Source organism: Neomoorella carbonis, assembly GCF_045278715.1.
Lineage (GTDB): Bacteria > Bacillota > DSM-521 > Neomoorellales > Neomoorellaceae > Neomoorella > Neomoorella carbonis.
Map to the genome: position 1 here is coordinate 2,047,911 of NZ_CP136420.1, position 18,645 is coordinate 2,066,555.

Below are 18,645 nucleotides of genomic sequence, written 5' to 3' on the forward strand. Positions count from 1 at the left end.
TAATAATAAAGTAAAGATAACGGGCACTGGATCCCAGCTTTTTCGCGGTCCTGCCAGCGGGGGGCATTAGCAGTGTTTGTCTTTTTCCTTCACGCTACGGTATCTCTCCTCGCCGTCCTCAATCCCATAGGCAACCTGCCCATTTTCCTTTCTTTGGTTGAAGGGGAACCAGCAGAATACCAGATCACTACCGCCAGGCGGGCCACTATAGCTGCCTTTGGCCTGTTAACCCTCTTTGCCCTCCTTGGAAATAACATCCTCCTGTTTTTTGGCATCACCCTGGCCGCCTTCCGGGTGGCTGGCAGCATTATCTTATTCGCCCTTGGTTTTAAAATTCTTCAGGGCCGGAATATCCACGGCCGCAGTTTAGCCCCACCCCTCCAGGAAGACATCATGGCCAGGGAGGATATAGCCATAACTCCCCTGGCCACACCGATTCTCGCCGGCCCCGGCTCGGTTACCACCGTTATGTTGCTCATGGGCCCCGACCTGGACGCCAAAATCTTCCTCCTGACTGTGGCCGCCATTGCCACTGTATGCTTTGGAACTTACCTGATCCTGCGCTACGCCACCCTGATTACCCGCTACCTGGGACCGGTGGAAATGAACACCATCAGCCGCATTATGGGCCTCCTGTTGGCGGTCATAGCCGTCCAAATGGGCGCCTCCGGCCTGCTGGAACTCTTCCCGGGCCTGGGGCGATAAAAAAGTCCCCCATGGGGCTAGCAAGGAAACACCGGCTCCCATGAGGGACTCCGCCTAAATGGCTCTCTCTCAGACTGGCTTTGTCACCAGTTACTATTTTACCTGCAGGGCTCGGACCAGGGCGGCAGCAGCTTCGGCACGGGTCACAGGATGCTCCGGTTCGAAGGTAGAACCATTGCCCTTCAAGATACCTAAGCCCCACGTCAGAGCCACATAGCCGAGGGAACCGGGGGCGAGGGAGCCGGCGTCACTGTAGGGGACTTTGTAGATCCCCTCCACCCGGGCGGCGCTTTCCAGGTTTAAAAAGCGGATCAAGAACTTCGCCATAAGTTCCCGGCTGACGGTGGCCCCGGCCTGCAAATCTTCCTGCAGCCACTTCTCATCCCGGGCCCGCTTAAGAATCTCCTCATCCTTCAGGTCTTTATAACCCCAGACGCCGTTCCTGGCCATGAGCATGGCCCGCAGCATGGACACCACGGTAACATTCTCGTCGGGGTGAAAGGCCTCGCCGTATTCCCCGAAAAGGCCGGCCTGGCCCAGGAGGTTGATTTCCTTTTCGGCAAAATTGCCGGCGATGTCGTTGAAACGGTAGGGCCGGGGTTGCTGGGCGATGGGTTTGCCCTCCCAGTCCAGGAACTGGCCGGTCCTGGCATCTATCATGTCGGAGGTGGCACTGCTGGTATCACCAAGGGGCTGGTAGACCAGGCGTACCTCACCCTGACCCGGACCGCCCGGGCTGTAGATGCGGGTATAGCTCAGGGTCAGGGGACGGTTTTTCAGGAAGGTTTCTACTGCCTGCTGCCCATCGAGGATTTTCGTGGCTGCCGGAAAATCAAAATTGCCCCAGTTAAGGTTGTAGCTGGTGATGCGCCCGGCCACTGCGTCCACCGTCACGTTGATGCCGTTGCCGGGGAATGGGATGCCGTTGACCAGGCGGCGGTAGTAAAAGTACTGGACCGCCGGGTTCTTGCCATCCTCCATGATTGCCGGCTCCCACCCGGGTCGGCTGCTGTCATCCAGCCGAACTTCCTTGAAGCGTTGCGGTTGTACCTTTTGCAGGAAATCCTCGACCAGGCGCTGCGCCGCTTTGCGGTCCAGTTTGCCGCTTCTGTCATTGCCGGAGGGGGCAGAGGGCAGGTCAAATCCCAGCAGTTCGCCATTGCCGGCATTGACCCTGGCGCTCATAAAATTGACTTTTCCCGTTTCGGGTTTATCGCTGCTCCAGGTTAAATTCCAGCTGCGGATTTCCGGGTCCTGCCAGTCGGCGTAAAGGTTGGCGCTGCGTAAGGTAAGGCCGGCCGGGATATCCACCCACTTCTTAACGGCGGCGATTGCTTCTTCCCGGCTGATTAATTTGGCCGTTTTTTCGATTTCCTTCATTTCTTCAGGGCTTAAGGGTTTGGACTGGGTGCCACCCTGTAAAGCCGCTGCCTTCCGGGCCATCTCCAGGGAAGCATCTCCCATCCCCCCGGCGCCGCCTTTATCAAACCACCCGCCGTTTCCCAAATCTAGTGGTTTACCGCTCAGGGCATCAATCAACCCCCGGGAGGGATGGCTGAGCCGGTAAACCAGCAGCACCGGGCGTTTCTCGCCGGCGGCCAGGGGCCTGACAGGGGGTTGCAGGTAATACTGCAGTTCCAGCATGCCGGCGCTGGCAAATACCTGCCGCGCCCTTTCCGGAGAAATGGCTTTTGTGGCCGCGGGGAAATCGACTTTCGTCCAGTTGAGGTTGTAGTTCGTTACCTGGCCGTCATCACCGCGGACGGTTATCGTCACGCCGTTACCGGGGAAAGGAACGCCATTGATTACCCGCTGCCAGCGGAAGGTATAACTAACCGGTCCATAATTGTTCAAGGGAATTGGTTGATTATCATCGGGCAGGGGTTGCAATTCAGGAACATAGCTGGCAGCCAGACGGTTTAACAGTTCAACCGCCACCCGGCGGGCCTCGGTGGCGGAAATAACCGGCAGCCGCAGGCCCGGTTCGGGCCGTTTTTCCGGTTTCCAGGTATTCATATTTAAGATTTCACCTGTCCTGGCATCCACCTCGGCGTTAAAACTGCCGCCCGGCTCGCCGGGAGCATTCCAGTGCAGGGACCAGGTCTGGCGGTTATCGTAGCTGTTGTAACTAGAGGTAAAAATATTATACTCTTTAGGAATATTAAAGTTGTCTTTAACCGCGCGAATAGCTTCCTCCAGGGAAACAGCTGGTGTATCGCCCGCTACGGCTATGCCGGTAAAAAAGGACAATAGTAATAAGGCCGTCAGGCCCCAGGCCAGCAAGCGTCGCCAAATTCTTACCACCTTGCTCTTCCTCCTTTAGCTCCTCCTTGGGATACGTCTAAGATCGGGCGCTTTTAAACCTGCCGGAAGCGTTAAATTTATCCGCCCCTTCAGTTCATGGGCATTTCCCTCCTTCCCCGGTCTCCACCCGGTGGCTCCGTCCTTCCTGACTATATAGACGCCGGACAGGGGAAAAAGTTCCCATTTGCAGAACTCTACCCTTCCCCTCTGCCCCGGCGCTGGTTCACCAGGGCGGCCCGGCGCTGGGGCAGGTCATAGCGACCTGCCAGTGGTAACGGCTGTTCCCGGGGCGGTTCTGCCCCCGTAGGGGGCGTAAAGCGCCAGAGGCGGGCGACCACTAAGGGCCGCTCCGGCCAGGAAGTGCGCCGGTACTGGCTGTAAACCTCCTGGTAAACATCGGCCGTCCGCCGGGCAATTTTGTCCCAGTCGTAAACTTCCGTTACCAGGCGGCGTCCGTTGGCCCGTAACCTTTCCGCCAGGGCTTCATCCTGTAATACGGCCAGGATATTATCGGCCAGGGAACCGGCATTGCCCGGAAAAGCGCGCATACCGTCAACGCCATGGGTGATGATCTCCGCCAGGCCGCCCGTCTCGCTGGCCACCACCGGTGTCCCGGCCGCCATGGCCTCCAGGGCCACGATGCCAAAGGGCTCGTACAGGCTGGGGAACACCGCCACCCTGGCGGCGCGGTAGAGCTGGTTGCGGGTATGATCGTCAATATAGCCGGCAAAATAGACCTTGTGGCTGATGCCGAGCTCCCGGGCCCGGTTCTGGAGCTGGCCTTCCATGGGCCCCTGACCGGCCACCACCAGTTTGGCCTCCGGGCAGGCGGTTAAGATCCTGGGCATGGCCTCCAGGAGGACCTGAACCCCCTTTTCGATTACCAGGCGGCCCACGAAGAAGATAATCTTTTCGTGGGGCGCGGCGTAACGCTGCCGCACCGTTGGGTCAACGGCCCCGGTCCGGAAATTCTGGCTGTAAACCCCGTTGGGGATAATGGTGATTTTATCGGCCGGCAGCTGGAATAACCCCTGAACCTCCTGCCGCATATGCCGGCTGCAGACGATCACCCGCCAGGCCTCATAGGTCAGCCACCATTCCACGCTGTTAATGTAGCGCTGCATGTCATTATATAAGCCGCGGTTGCGGCCGGCTTCGGTAGCATGAATGGTGGCAATGAGGGGCAAACGGTGGGCATGTTTTAAAGCCCTGCCGGTAAAGGCCACCAGCCAGTCATGGGCGTGGATAATCTGGAAGGGGCCGTATTTGCGCATGATGATCATGGCTTCTTCCAGGAAGCGAGCATTGAGCTGCAGCACCCAGGTGAGAAAATCGGGGGCATGAACAGGGTAGGCTTCCACCCGGTGAACAATTACCCCCTTTTCCCGGTTTTCACAAACCTGGCCGGGCCGGCCGAGGGTCAGCACATGAACATCGTGGCGCAATTGCGCCAGGGAAATGGCCAGGTCCTCCACATGCCGGGCCAGGCCGCCGACACTCTGGGGGGGATATTCCCAGGAAAGCATCAGGATACGCATTATCTATCACCTTCACTAAATTCCTACCTTAATTTATTTTGGCAGCTGCGACCAATCTTATACCGCATAATTTGCCCCGGATAGATAAAACCTAGTAGCAAGTTACTGATTTGGAGGTTCCAGCATGCCCGAATTACGCCAGGATCCAGTTAGCGAGCGCTGGGTAATCATTGCCACCGAGCGGGCCAAACGTCCTTCGGACTTCAAGCCTTCTCATAATGAAAAGAAAGGCAACGCCGGCTGCCCTTTCTGTCCCGGCCACGAAAAGGAAACCCCGCCGGAAGTTCTAGCCTTCCGCGCTGCCAACACTGAACCCGATACCCCTGGCTGGCAGGTGCGGGTGGTGCCCAACAAGTTTGCCGCCCTGGTGGCCGGCGGGGAAGTATCCAGCGAAAGTAAAGGGGTGTACCGGGCTATGACCGGTACCGGTGTCCACGAGGTTATCATCGAGGGTCCTGATCACGATACCTTTTTTGCCGATCTGGCTCCCGAGCATGCTGCCCAGGTTCTCAAGGCCTGGCGGCAGCGTTACCTGCAGCTGGAGCAGGACAAAAGGCTGCAATACATCCAGCTCTTTAAAAACCACGGCCCTACCGCCGGGGCTTCCCTGGAACACCCCCACAGTCAGCTTATTGCCACCCCCCTGGTGCCGGCAGCCGTTAACGAGGAGATGACCAGGATTAAAGCTTACTGGCAGGAGAAAGAAAGCTGCCTTTTCTGCGACCTCATGGAAGCGGAACTGGAAACAGGAACCCGTGTCGTGGCCTTTAATAAAGAATTCCTGGCTTTTTGCCCCTTTGCTTCACGTTTCCCCATGGAAATGTGGATCATACCCCGGCGTCACCAGGCCAGTTTCGGCGCCTGCGAAGATGAGCAGCTGGTACAACTGGCCGCCATCCTCCAGGATACCCTGGGCCGGTTGAAACAGGCCGCCAATGACCCGCCCTTTAACCTGGTCCTGCATACCGCACCCCTGCGCCAGGAGGACAGTATCTACCACTGGCATTTTGAACTCCTGCCCAGGCTGACAATTGTTGCCGGTTTTGAATGGGGGACGGATATGTACATCAACCCCACGCCGCCGGAAATTGCGGCCCAATCTCTAAATGAAATAAGCCTAAGCCCCGAGGAGGAAGGTTAATGTCTGAACCCTTAAAAATCCTATTTGTCTCGCCCGAAGTAGCCCCCCTGGCCAAGACCGGAGGCCTGGCCGACGTGGCCGGCAGCCTCCCCAAAGCTCTGGCCGCCCGGGGCCACGAGGTGCGGGTGGCTATGCCCCGTTATCGCCAGGTCAAGAATGTCGATTACCTCACCGACCTGCCGGTAGAAATGGATGGCAGCCTGGAAACGGCCATTATCCGCCAGGCGCAGCTGGCAGGGGATCGACCCGTACAGGTCTACCTCATTGATAATTACAAGTTTTTCTGGCGGGACGGCATGTACTGCTATGCCGACGACGCGGCCCGTTTTAATTTTTTTTGTAAGGCCGTCCTGTCCATGCTGCCCTGGCTGGGGTTCCAGCCGGATATTATCCACTGCAATGACTGGCAGACGGGCCCCATCCCCCTTTTCCTCAAAGTGAAGCACGAGGATAACCCCTTTTACCGGCAAACGGCAACCATCTACACCATCCACAACCTTCAGTATCAGGGGACCTTCCCCCGCCACATCTTGAAGATTATGGCCCTGGGCGAGGAATTTTTTACCCCCGAGCGCCTGGAGTTTTACGGCCAGGTCAGTTTCATGAAAGCCGGGATCCTGTACGCCGATTTAATCAACACCGTCAGCAAGAAATACGCCCTGGAAATCCAGACTCCCGAATACGGGGAACGCCTGGACGGCCTGCTGAGGAAACGCGCCGCGGATCTACGGGGAATTTTGAACGGCATTGACTACCAGGAGTTCAACCCGGCTACCGACCGGCGCCTGGCCGTCAATTACGACGCCGAGCACCTTGAAAAGAAAAAAGAAAACAAGGCAGCCCTGCAAAGGGAAATGGAACTGCCGGTCAAGGATGTACCCCTCCTGGGCCTCATTTCCCGCCTGGTTAATCAAAAAGGGCTGGATCTGCTGGCGGCCATTCTCGACCCCCTGCTGCAGCAGGACCTGCAGTTCGTCCTCCTGGGCAGCGGCGAGGATTATTACCAGCAGCTTTTCTCCCGTTATAAGGTGAAATACCGGGATAAAATGGCCGTCAAAATCGGTTTTGACCCGGTACTCGCCCAGCGGATTTATGCCGGCTGCGATATTTTCCTCATGCCCTCCCGCTTTGAACCCTGCGGCCTGGGCCAGATGATCAGCCTGCGTTACGGCACCGTACCGGTGGTCCGGGCCACGGGCGGCCTGGAGGATACCATCAAGGACTTCCACCAGTACCCGGGGAGCGGCAACGGCTTTTCCTTTCGTGATTACCAGCCCCAGGCCCTCCTGGATACCATTAATCGCGCCCTCCATGTTTACCGGAACGAGCCGGAGGAGTGGCGTAATCTGGTCCGGCGGGGCATGGCCGCCGACTTTTCCTGGAACGCCTCAGCCGGTCAATATGAAGATATGTACCGGGAAGCCCTCCAGAAGAGGATGGCTGCGCAGGTTAAAGCGGGGTAAGGAGAACTTTAGGGCTTACGCTGCGCAACGCCGGGACATATCAGTTTCGCCTGCCCGGGACCGGCCCGGGCAGATATTTTTCCCGCACTTTTTCCCCCTCCCTGCATAAGATCATCATGGAACCCGTTTGGGGTTGCAAGGGCGTGACCCCGGTGGGCAGCGGCGTTCAGAGGGTTTCAATTTAAGGGCGTTTCTAATAGCCTGCTGGGGAGGGATTTATTTATGTGTGGAATTACCGGCTGGGTGGACTGGGAGGTGGATCTCACCCGGCAGCAACCTGTCCTGAAGGCCATGACGGCCACCCTGGCCTGCCGCGGACCGGATGCCTCCGGAGTGTGGCTTTCTCCCCGGGCAGCCCTGGGCCACCGCCGCCTGATTGTCGTTGATCCTGCCGGCGGCGGCCAGCCCATGGTACGCCGCCGCGGCAACCAAACCTTTGTCATATCCTATAACGGTGAGCTGTACAATACACCCGACCTGCACCGGGAGCTCAAAAACCGTGGTTATACCTTCCAGGGGCACTCAGATACGGAAGCACTATTGACGGCCTATATGGAATGGGGACCGGCATGCGTCGAGCGTTTTAATGGCATTTTTGCCTTTGCCATCTGGGATGAAGCCCGGCAATGCCTGTTTCTGGCCCGGGACCGCCTGGGCGTCAAACCCCTTTTTTATACGCAAAGAGGCAGCGCCTTCCTTTTTGGTTCGGAATTGAAAGCCCTGCTGGCTCACCCGGCGGTGGAAGCAGAGGTGGACGCTGAAGGGCTGGCAGAAGTTTTTGTCCTGGGGCCGGCCCGCACGCCGGGGCATGGAGTATTCCGCAACATAGCCGAATTGAAACCCGGCTACTACCTGGTTTATGACCGCCAGGGCATCCGCCAGCACCAGTACTGGCGCCTGGTAAGCCGGCCCCACCCGGATGACCTGGAGACCACTACCGCTAAAATCCGCGAGCTTTTACAGGATACGGTAGAACGGCAGCTGGTGGCCGATGTGCCCGTCTGCACCCTGCTCTCCGGGGGGCTGGATTCCAGCGCCGTTACCGCCTTTGCCGCCCGGGCCTTCCAGGAGCGGGGTATGGGGCCCATCCATACCTGGTCGGTAGACTACGTCGACAATGACCGTTATTTCCGGCCCAGCCATTTCCAACCCCATAGCGACGCCCCGTGGGTGGATTTGGTTTCCCGCCACCTGGGTACCAGGCACCACTACGTCTTTATCGACACCCCCGAACTGGTAGCCTCCCTGACTGCGGCCATGCGCGCCCGCGACCTGCCGGGCATGGCCGATGTCGATTCTTCCCTCTACCTCTTCAGCCGGGAAATTAAAAAAGAAGCTACAGTCGCCCTCTCCGGCGAGGCGGCCGACGAGGTCTTCGGTGGTTACCCATGGTTCAGGAGCGAAAAGGCCATGGCCATGGCTACTTTCCCCTGGACGCGGGCCGGCCAGGAGAGGATACGCCTGCTTTCCCCTGAGTTTAAAGCCCTGGTCCGGCCGGAGGAATACGTGGCCAGGCGCTACCAGGAGGCCCTGAAGGAAGTACCCCGCCTGCCGGGGGAGGATCCCCGGAGCGCCCGCCTGAGGGAATTTTCTTATCTTACCCTGACCCGCTTTATGCCGGTACTCCTGGACCGCAAGGACCGCATGAGCATGGCCGTGGGCCTGGAGATCCGGGTTCCCTACTGCGACCATCGCCTGGTAGAGTATGTCTGGAACATCCCCTGGGAGATGAAATTCCAGGGCCAAATGGAAAAAGGAATCTTACGCCGGGCCTTACGCGGGGTACTGCCGGAGGAGGTTTTGCAGCGGCGCAAGAGCCCCTACCCCAAGACCTACAACCCGGCTTACCTGGAGGCCGTCCGCACCTGGATGCTGGAGATTTTGAACGACCCCAGTTCACCCCTGCTGCCCTTTATCGACGTGCCGGCCGTCCGTGCCCTGGCGGAGAAGGAAGAGCCCTTCGACCTGCCCTGGTTCGGCCAGCTCATGAGCGCCCCCCAGCTCTTCGCTTATCTTGCCCAGGTCGACACCTGGCTGCGGGAATACCGGGTGGCGGTGCGTTAGCTAAAAAATAAAACCAGAGGCCCAGGAGCAACCTCCGGGGTCTCTGGTTGTTATGGCTGTTGCTGATAAGGTAGGCCAAAATTAGATGCGTCAGCTGTGCTCTGGATAAAAAAATCCCGGGTACTTTAACCCGGGTAAAGACAGGCTCATATTTAGCTTAATAAGTGTGGGCTGAACCAGGTTTGTTTAATGATGATGTGGACCGGGCAGTTTCCTGCTCCTTCTTCTTGCCGGAGAGGAGCTGCACCCATACCCTGACGGAATCGACCAGAATAGCGATGACCATAAGGAGCATGATGACGGAAATTACCGCCAGCAAGTAATTACGGGACGGCAGATAGTTTATAAAGATATTTTGATAACCTGCGGCTATAGTAGTTACCGTTAAAAAGACCAGAGGGATGAAGGTTGTCCAGGCGTAGCGGGCCTTGCCCATCTTGATGAGCATAGTGGTACCGATGGCCAGGGCCATGCTCCCCAGGAGCTGGTTGTTTACCCCGAAAAGAGGCCAGATGGTGGAAATGGTACCGCCGTAAAGAAGATAACCCCAGGCTACAGTAAAGATACCACTCGTCAGGATAATACCCGGCCACCAATTGGTGTTTTTCAAAGGTTTGTAAACTACGCCGCCGATTTCCTGCAGCAGGTAGCGACCGACCCGTGTGCCGGCATCAATCAACGTCAGGATAAACAGGGCTTCAAACATAATGGCAAAGTGGTACCAGTAACCCATCAGGTGCCGCAAACCGCCGATGCTGGAAAAGATATGGGCCATACCTGCCGCCAGGGATACAGCGCCGCCCGGCCTGCCGGCGAGGTTTTCTCCCACCAGCTGGGAAAGAACGGGCAGGTCCTGGATATGCATGCCCAGTTTGGCAAAGACCTCCGGGGCGCTGTTAATGGCAAAGTAGTCTCCCGGGGCCAGGACAGTAGCCGCTATCAGGGCCATGATGGCCACAAAGCCTTCCACCAGCATGGCCCCGTAACCAACCACCTTGATGTCAGCCTCACTGGTAACCATTTTGGGGGTGGTGCCGCTGGAGACCATGGCGTGGAAACCAGACAGGGCCCCGCAGGCGATGGTAATAAACATAAAAGGCCACACCTTGCCCGGGATGACCGGGCCGCCGCCGGCTACAAATTTAGTAACTGCAGGCATCTGCAGGGCGGGGTTGACGGCAATAACGCCAACGGCCAGCAGTAACATGGTGCCGACTTTCATATAAGTGCTCAGGTAGTCCCGGGGTACCAGCAGGAGCCATACCGGCAGCACCGCCGCCAGAAAACCATAAGCGGCGATGAGCAAGGAGAGCTGTTGTTTATTAAAGGTTAGTAAGGGAGCCAGGGCCGAATGTTGAATGACCGGTCCCAATAGCACGCCGGCAACGATCAGGGCCACGCCGATCACGGTAGCCTCACCAATACGGCCAGGGCGCAACCATTTAAGATAAACGCCGATAAAAATGGCGATGGGGATAGTCACGCCCACGGTAAAGGTCCCCCAGGGGCTCTGGTAGAGAGCATTGACTACCGAGACACTGGCGCCGGCCAGGACGACAATTAAAAGGAACAAAAGGGCTACAGAAGCCATCCAGTAGGAAAAGTTGCTTACTTCGCTTCGAGCTATTTCCGCCAGCGACTGGCCGTCATGGCGTACAGAAGCGAAGAGAATCACCATATCATGGACCGCACCGGCGACCACGGCGCCGATAAGGATCCACAGGAACCCGGGCAGGTAGCCGAACTGGGCCGCCAGGACCGGGCCGATGAGGGGTCCGGCGCCGGCTATGGCCGCAAAGTGATGGCCGAAAACCAGCCAGCGGTTGGTCGGCACATAGTCCCGGCCGTCGTTATGGACCAGGGCCGGGGTCTGGCGCCCCGGATCCAGGGCCAGGACTTTGGCGGCCATAAAAGCGCCGTAAAAACGGTAGGCCAGGACAAACACCAGCGCAGCTATAATTACCAGTGTTAGTGCACTCATGCACCCGTCTCTCCTTTTCTTATTTAAAACCGGCCGGTTTTGCTTTTATTATAAAACTGTGTTAAAAAGCAAGTAACAATAATTTAATAAACAGAACAAAAAAGGGGTTAAACAGAAATATAGACCACTAAAAAGAACCCTTTATAGAAAGGGACTGGTCACATAATTATTATTTGAAATTTCTGACCTATCTTAGCGACCTTCAACCTCTTACCGCCCGTATTAATTCAGACCCAGCAACACCTTTAACTCTTTCACCTGGCCTTTGCTCACCGGGATCTGGGTCCGTTTCCGGTCACCCATAACCAGCCAGTAGGTGCCCTTGAACCAGGGCAGCACTCCCTCCACCCTTTTTAAGTTAACCAGAAAGCTCTTATGAACCCTGAAAAAACCATCCCTCTTCAACCGTTCTTCCAGTTCAGCCATAGTGCCGTTAAAGGTGTAGGAATCATCGGCAGTAAAAATTTGTACCCCGCCGCCCCGGGCACGGCCGTAAAAAATGTCGGCGTAATCCAGGAGTTTAATGGTTCCGTTCTTTTCAACGGGCAATTTTTTCACCGGCTGCTGATTGTTTCCCAGTAAACGGGCGACCCGGGCTACTGCCTCCTGCCAGTCTTCCTGGCGTGCCCTGATCTTTTTAATCCGCTCAATGGTTTTCGCCAATCGTTCGTTGACAAAGGGTTTCAACAAATAATCTATAGCTCCCAGTTCGAAGGCCTCGACGGCGTATTCGTTATAGGCAGTGGCAAAAACAATCAGGGGCGGTTTATGGTCAGCCAGCATTTTCCTGGCGGCATCATAACCGGACAGGCCCTGCATTTCTATATCCAGGAAAACTACATCTGGATGCAGCTTGGCCACCAGTTGCAGGGCTTCTTCCCCGTTCTCAGCTTCACCGACGACCCGGCACTCTTCGTAGGCTGACAGCAGGTATTTTAACTCGTCCCGGGCCAGGGGTTCGTCATCGACTACAATGGCAGTAAAAGTCATCTTCCTCCTTCACCTCCCGGAGCTAATTCCGCCAGTACCAGCTGGGCAGAAACAGGTGGGCCTGCCCGGACCGGTTCCATTCCACCATGGTTATGCTAATGCAGGCCCATGACCATTATTATATCAAACTGGCCATCTTTAGTCAGTAGTAACAACCCGGGGCAATGTGGGAGCAAAGCTAAAAAGCAGCGCGGTTCTTTTGGCCGTCCCTTCCAGACGGCGATTTGTTGCGAACTGGCCCTGACTATTCCCCACCTACCAAACGATATCCAACGCCTGGTTCAGTAATAATATAGCGAGGCCGGGTGGGGTCGGGTTCAATTTTACGCCTGAGCTGCCCGATGTATACGCGCAGGTAATGGGTTTCTTCCTGGTACTCCGGTCCCCAGATAGTACGTAAAAGCTGGCGGTGGGTAAGTACCCGGCCAGCATTGAGGGCCAGATTTTTCAAGATCTCGTACTCCGTCGGCGTCAGTTTTACCTCCTGACCATCAACCTTTACCAGCCGGTGGGCCAGATCAACGGTAAGCCCGCCCAGGGTGAGCACCGGTTCATCTCCGGTTTTGGCTGCGTGTCGCAGGGCAACCCGCATCCGGGCCAGGAGTTCTCCCATGCTGAAGGGTTTGGTGACGTAATCATCGGCGCCGGCATCCAGGGCCTTTATTTTATCATTCTCCTGTTCCCGCACGGAAAGAATGATAATCGGTGCCCGGGACCATTCCCGCAGGCGTTTGATTACCTCCAAGCCGTCCAGGTCGGGCAAACCTAGGTCGAGGATAATCAAATCCGGGTGCAGGACTGCGGCCTGGTACAGTCCCTCCTGCCCTGAAGAGGCCTCAGCCAGCTCATAACCGTGAGCGCGCAGGGTTACCTTTAACAGGCGGCGGATAGGGGGTTCATCGTCAATAATGAGGATACGGGCACCTTTAGCGTTCACCCTCGCCACCTCCCCTGGCTGAAGGTATCCGGGTCGGGGGGTGTTCGTTTAGCGGCATGGAAAAGGTAAACACGCTCCCGCCCCCGGCGCGGCGTACAGCCCAGATTTTTCCGCCATGGGCCTCAATAATCCCCTTGCAGATGGAAAGCCCCAGGCCGGTACCGCTGACATGGCGGGGAGACTGCAGGCGGTAAAATTTGTCAAAAACCCGCTCCTGTTCGCCTTCGGGAATCCCGGCACCCCGGTCGGCTACGGCCACCTGCAATTCTTTTTCCTCCTTCCGGACAGTAATGGCAATTTCACTTCCAGGGGGGGAGTATTTAACGGCATTTTCCAGCAGGTTGACCAGAACCTGCTCAATAAGGGTAAAATCTGCCTTGACCAGGGGCAGTTCAGGGGGAATATTAACCTGCAGGGGGCGATCATGCAAGGTCTCCCGCAACTGGTGCAGCGCCACACCGATAATATCTTCAACATCGCACCATTCCCGGTTTAATTGCAGCATGCCGCTTTCCAGGCGAGCCATGTCCAGTAAATTACCTACCAGCCGGTTTAACCGCGCTGCACCCTCTTTTATTGTCTGGAGGAGAGCCTGCCGGGCTTCCGGCTGATAGACATCCCCCCCCTCCAGGAGGCTGGTAACCGCGGCCGTGATGGAAGCCAGGGGCGTTCGCAGGTCATGGGAGATAGAGTTAAATAAAGCAGTACGCAATTTCTCTGAGGCTGCCAGGCAGCGGGCCTGCTGGGCCTCTGCCGCCAATTGCAGGCGTAAGATAGCCAGGGCTGCGAGGCTGGCAAAAGCCTCTAGCAGCCGGCGCTGCTCCGGCGCCAGGTGGCGCTCCGGATGGGTTAGCTTCACCCCCAGGACACCCAGGTTATTTTCATCTGCTTTGAGGGGCAGGTACAGGCCGTCTGCTCCCGCCAGGGTATCGGTTCCCCTGCCGGCAAGCTGTCCGTGGGTAAAAACCCACCCGGCTACAGCGTATTCATTGCTGTCCAGCCATTTTTCAGGCGGGGAAGGCGCTGTAGCCCGCGCCGCCAGCTTGCCCGTAGCGTCGGGCATGAAAATAACGGCCTCGCCATCAATAGTTTCCGCTACCGTTTTTACTACGGTCTTTAATATCCCCTCGTTATCAGTCTCCGCCGCCATTTTCCGGCTGAGGGCGTAGAGGGCGGCCGTTCTTGTTTCCCGGCGCCGGGCATTTTCAGCTTGAATGTTAAGCCGGGTAGCCATGGTACTGGTGATAACGGCAACTACCAGAAAGATCACAAAGCTGAGCAGGTAGCGGAGATCAGAGACAGTAAAGCTTAAAACCGGCGGCACAAAGAAAAAGTCAAAAGCCAGCGCACCCAGCACGGACGCCAGGATCGAAGGTCCCCGCCCCCAGCGGGCGGCACTGAACAGCACCGGTAATAAATAAAGTAAAGCGATATTAGTAAAATCAAAAACCGGCTGTAAGATTTTATTGAGGACGGTAACCAGCATTACAGCCACCAGGACCCCGGCATAGGGCCAGGAAGAGACCCGCGAGCGGTAGCGCCATCCAGGTGCCCGGGGGCCTTCCCTGGGACTGGTTCTTCCAGGTATGATATGCACGCTGATCCCCTGGCTGCCGCGAATAATTTTGTCCACCAGCGAACCCCGCCACAGTTCCTGCCAGCGGGGGTGTAAAGGTTTACCGATGACAATCTGGGTGACGTTCTTGCGCCGGGCCACAGCAAGCAGTTCTTCGGCAGCATCGTTGCCCGTTAAAGTAATTACTTCAGCCCCCAGTTCTTCAGCCAGGTGTAAATTCCGCGCCAGCTGGTCCCGCCTGTTTTCATCGGCAGGAAGGCGATCTGGCGTTTCCACATAGACGGCCAGCCATTCCGCCTTGAGGCCGGCAGCCATGCGCCTGGCTGTGCGGATCACCTGGGCGGAAAAGGGGCTGGGGCTGACACAGGCCATGACCCGCTCGCCGGCCGGCCAGGGGCCGGCAATGCCGTGCAGGCGCATATAGTGATCCAGTTGCCCTTCTACCCGCCGGGCCGTGTACCGCAGGGCCAGTTCCCGCAAGGCATTGATGTTCCCCGGCCGGAAAAACTTTTGCAGAGCCCGTTCGGCCTGGGGCGGTACGTAGACTTTGCCTTCTTTCAGACGTTCGATTAATTCTTCCGGCGGGATGTCGATGAGCTGGATCTGGTCGGCTTCCTCCAGAAGGCGGTCGGGAACGGTTTCCTGCACCCGGATGCCGGTAATCTGGGCGACGATATCATTGAGGCTCTCCACATGCTGGATATTTAAGGTCGTATAGACGTTGATGCCTGCGGCCAGAAGTTCTTCGACATCCTGGTAGCGACGGGTGTGCCGGGAGCCGGGAATATTGGTGTGGGCCAGTTCATCTACCAGTGCCAGCTGGGGGCGACGCTGCAGCAGGGCATCCAGATCCATTTCCCGAAAAACCTTGCCCCGGTAAACCAGCTCCCGGGGCGGTATGATGGATAATCCCCTGAGCAGAGCTTCCGTCTCCGGGCGACCGTGGGTCTCCACCCAGCCGATGACCACATCAACGCCGTCGGCCTGGCGCTCGTGGGCTGCTTCCAGCATGGCATAGGTCTTGCCGACACCGGCCGCAGCCCCCAGGAAAATAGTCAGCCGTCCCCGGTTTTCGGCCTTTACCTGGGCCAGCAGGTCTTCAGGATCAGGCCGCCGGATTTCGTCCTCCCTTTCCATCACTTCACCTTCCTTGCCTGTATGCCGCCGGGTCAGGCCAGTCCATCCCGGCGTCCAGAACCGAGGTAAACATTTCCGCCTCCAAAGCCAGGGCACCGTTCAAGATGCTTTGCCAATTTTTAGCGTGTTAGTTTATCCAGCTCCAGGTTTAATTTTAGCACATTTACCCGGGGCTCACCCAGGAGGCCCAATTGCCTGCCGGTGATATTCCTGGCGACCAGGGCGCGCACCCTGTCTTCCGGAAGATTCCTGGCCCGCGCCACCCGTGCTACCTGTAAATAAGCCGCCTCCGGGCTGATGTCCGGGTCCAGGCCGCTGGCCGAAGCGGTTACCAGATCGGCCGGCACCGGTGCTCCGGCCGGCAGGCCGTTAACGGCACGAACTGCCGCCAGGCGCCGGGCTACAGTCGCCACCAACTCCTTACTGGTCGGCCCCAGGTTGGACCCGGCCGAGGCAGCAGCGTCATAGCCTTCCTTGCCCGCCGCTGAAGGCCGGCCGTGGAAATAACCCGCACCCATGAAACTCTGGCCGATGAGGGCCGAGCCTACCGGCCGCCCATCGCGTTCAATAAGGGAACCGCCGGCCTGGCGGGGAAAAAGCACCTGTGCCAGACCGGTGACGGCTAAGGGGTAAAGAATGCCCGTCAGGACCGTCATTACCACCAGCATCCGGGCGGTTGTTAGAAGTTTTCTAGTCAAGGCTCCTCTTCCTTTCATTAGCTTGCAACGGCCACAGCCCCTTCAGGCCAGCCTCAAAGCCACCAGGAGCATGTCAATGAGTTTGATGCCGATAAAGGGTGCCACCAGGCCTCCCAGGCCGTAGATGACCAGGTTGCGGCGCAGGATAGCGTTGGCCCCCAGGGGCCGGTAGGCAACCCCCTTAAGGGCCAGGGGCACCAGGGCGATGATGATCAGGGCGTTGAAGATCACGGCCGCAAGGATGGCGCTCTGGGGTGTAGCCAGCCTCATGATATTTAAGGCTCCCAGTTCCGGGTAAGTGACGGTGAAGAGAGCCGGGATAATGGCGAAGTACTTGGCCACGTCGTTGGCAATGCTGAAGGTTGTCAGGGAACCGCGGGTCATGAGCAACTGCTTGCCGATCTCCACCACCTCGATGAGCTTGGTGGGGTTGTTGTCCAGGTCAACCATGTTGCCTGCTTCTTTAGCCGCCTGGGTACCGCTGTTCATGGCCAAGCCCACGTCCGCCTGGGCCAGGGCCGGGGCGTCATTGGTGCCGTCGCCGGTCATGGCCACCAGGTGTCCTTTCGCCTGGTAGTCGCGAATCAGTTTTAACTTGGTCTCCGGGGTGGCCTCGGCCAGGAAATCGTCCACCCCGGCTTCCGCCGCTATGGCAGCCGCCGTCAAGGGGTTGTCCCCGGTAATCATAACCGTTTTGATTCCCATGCGGCGCAGCTCGGCAAAACGTTCTTTGATACCGCCTTTAATCACGTCTTTCAGGTAAACGACCCCCAGGACCCGGGCCCCTTCAGCCACCACCAGGGGGGTGCCGCCCTCTTTGGCCACCCTGGCAACTGTATCTCTAACCTCCGCCGGCAGGGAACCACCCTGTTCCCGGACGAAAGCTTCAATGGCATCAGCGGCACCCTTGCGAATCTGCCTTCCCTCCAGGTCGACGCCGCTCATGCGAGTGTGGGCGCTGAAGGGGACAAAGGAGGCTTTCAGGCTGCCCAGATCCCTCTCCCGGAATTGAAATTTATTTTTGGCCAGGACTACGATGCTGCGCCCTTCCGGCGTCTCGTCGGCCAGGGAGGCGAGCTGGGCGGCATCGGCCAGTTGCTCTTCGGTTATCCCCGGGGCCGGGATAAAGGACGTGGCCATGCGGTTGCCCAGGGTGATGGTACCGGTCTTATCCAGAAGCAGGACATCAACGTCGCCGGCCGCTTCCACGGCCCGGCCGGACATGGCCAGCACGTTACGCTTGAGGAGCCGGTCCATGCCGGCGATGCCAATGGCACTCAAAAGGCCGCCGATGGTGGTGGGGATCAGGCAGACCAGCAGGGCGATCAGGACAGGTACCGGGGCGGGGGCGCCGGAGTACAGGGCAAAGGGTTCCAGGGTGGCCACTGCCAGCAGGAAGACGATGGTCAGGCCTATGAGCATGATGGTCAAGGCGATTTCGTTGGGTGTCTTCTGCCGCCGTGCTCCTTCCACCAGGTTGATCATGCGATCGAGGAAGGTTTCTCCGGGATTGGCCGTTATCCGGACCTTGATCCAGTCAGAGAGGACGCGGGTGCCGCCGGTGACGGCGCTGCGGTCGCCACCCGATTCCCTGATCACCGGAGCCGATTCACCGGTCACCGCGCTCTCGTCAACTGAAGCAATGCCTTCTATTACTTCGCCATCGCCGGGGATAATATCCCCCGCTTCTACCAGGACAATATCCCCCTTGCGCAGCTGTGATGCCGGTATCTGTTGCACCCTGCCGTTGACCAGTTTTTTAGCCGTAGTTTCGCTACGGGTGCGGCGTAAGGTCTCGGCCTGGGCCTTGCCCCGGCCTTCGGCCAGGGCTTCGGCAAAATTGGCGAAGAGGACGGTTATCCACAGCCAGGCGGCCAGCTGGATATTTAAGGCGACCATGGCGCGCCCGCCGGCTGCTAAATCCCGTAAAGTAAAAATGGTCGTCAGCAGGGCGCCGATTTCCACGACAAACATTACCGGGTTGCGCAGTTGCACCCGGGGATCGAGCTTGCGAAAGGCGTCTTTAATGGCGGGGACGATCAAAGCCCGGCTGAAGCTACCCCTGGACCCGGCCAGCCTGCTGGAAATATTAGCTTCCCTAGGCATAAAAT

The 18,645-nt window shown here is 57.9% G+C and carries 12 protein-coding genes; 4 read left to right on the plus strand and 8 right to left on the minus strand.

The window, feature by feature from the left end:
• Positions 1 to 72: 72 nt before the first annotated feature.
• Positions 73 to 705: a MarC family protein gene (locus MCACP_RS10560; RefSeq protein ID WP_406676719.1), complete on the plus strand. Its 633-nt coding sequence runs from the start codon at positions 73 to 75 to the stop codon at positions 703 to 705.
• Between the two features lie 93 nt (positions 706 to 798).
• On the opposite strand, the gene MCACP_RS10565 is transcribed toward MCACP_RS10560, so the two are convergent.
• Together MCACP_RS10565 and MCACP_RS10570 are read right to left on the minus strand one after the other, a co-directional pair.
• Positions 799 to 3,009, minus strand: coding sequence for a YcdB/YcdC domain-containing protein (locus tag MCACP_RS10565; RefSeq protein WP_406676720.1), 2,211 nt, complete (start codon positions 3,007 to 3,009; stop codon positions 799 to 801).
• A 194-nt stretch (positions 3,010 to 3,203) separates the two neighbouring features.
• Entirely contained in the window at positions 3,204 to 4,547 is a 1,344-nt protein-coding gene (locus MCACP_RS10570; RefSeq protein WP_406676721.1) for a glycosyltransferase family 4 protein, read from the minus strand.
• A 124-nt stretch (positions 4,548 to 4,671) separates the two neighbouring features.
• On the opposite strand from MCACP_RS10570, the gene galT reads away from it, so the two are divergent.
• From galT to asnB, 3 genes are all read left to right on the plus strand, one after another.
• Entirely contained in the window at positions 4,672 to 5,688 is a 1,017-nt protein-coding gene (gene galT, locus MCACP_RS10575) for a galactose-1-phosphate uridylyltransferase (RefSeq protein WP_406676722.1), read from the plus strand.
• A complete protein-coding gene (gene glgA, locus MCACP_RS10580; RefSeq protein WP_406676723.1) occupies positions 5,688 to 7,151 on the plus strand; it encodes a glycogen synthase GlgA in 1,464 nt (487 codons plus the stop codon). The genes galT and glgA overlap by 1 nt, the downstream gene beginning before the upstream one ends.
• A gap of 222 nt (positions 7,152 to 7,373) precedes the next feature.
• Positions 7,374 to 9,215, plus strand: coding sequence for an asparagine synthase (glutamine-hydrolyzing) (gene asnB, locus MCACP_RS10585; protein WP_406676724.1), 1,842 nt, complete (start codon positions 7,374 to 7,376; stop codon positions 9,213 to 9,215).
• Between the two features lie 157 nt (positions 9,216 to 9,372).
• On the opposite strand, the gene MCACP_RS10590 is transcribed toward asnB, so the two are convergent.
• The 6 genes from MCACP_RS10590 to kdpB form a co-directional block, all read right to left on the minus strand.
• Positions 9,373 to 11,196 carry a carbon starvation CstA family protein gene (locus tag MCACP_RS10590; RefSeq protein WP_406676725.1) on the minus strand — a complete coding sequence of 608 codons (1,824 nt, stop codon included), beginning with the start codon at positions 11,194 to 11,196 and terminating at the stop codon, positions 9,373 to 9,375.
• Positions 11,197 to 11,418: 222 nt separating this feature from the next.
• The gene (locus MCACP_RS10595) at positions 11,419 to 12,186 is read right to left on the minus strand and encodes a LytR/AlgR family response regulator transcription factor (protein WP_406676726.1); all 768 of its coding nucleotides are present in this window, start codon (positions 12,184 to 12,186) and stop codon (positions 11,419 to 11,421) included.
• Positions 12,187 to 12,430: 244 nt separating this feature from the next.
• Complete coding sequence (locus MCACP_RS10600; RefSeq protein WP_406676727.1) at positions 12,431 to 13,123, minus strand: response regulator; 693 nt, start codon at positions 13,121 to 13,123, stop codon at positions 12,431 to 12,433.
• Positions 13,113 to 15,836 carry a DUF4118 domain-containing protein gene (locus tag MCACP_RS10605; RefSeq protein WP_406676728.1) on the minus strand — a complete coding sequence of 908 codons (2,724 nt, stop codon included), beginning with the start codon at positions 15,834 to 15,836 and terminating at the stop codon, positions 13,113 to 13,115. Before MCACP_RS10605 ends, MCACP_RS10600 begins: the two co-directional genes overlap by 11 nt.
• Before the next feature lie 119 nt (positions 15,837 to 15,955).
• Positions 15,956 to 16,534: a potassium-transporting ATPase subunit KdpC gene (kdpC, locus tag MCACP_RS10610; protein WP_406676729.1), complete on the minus strand. Its 579-nt coding sequence runs from the start codon at positions 16,532 to 16,534 to the stop codon at positions 15,956 to 15,958.
• A 42-nt stretch (positions 16,535 to 16,576) separates the two neighbouring features.
• On the minus strand, positions 16,577 to 18,640 hold the full coding sequence (gene kdpB, locus MCACP_RS10615; protein ID WP_406676730.1) for a potassium-transporting ATPase subunit KdpB: 2,064 nt from the start codon (positions 18,638 to 18,640) through the stop codon (positions 16,577 to 16,579).
• Positions 18,641 to 18,645: the final 5 nt, after the last annotated feature.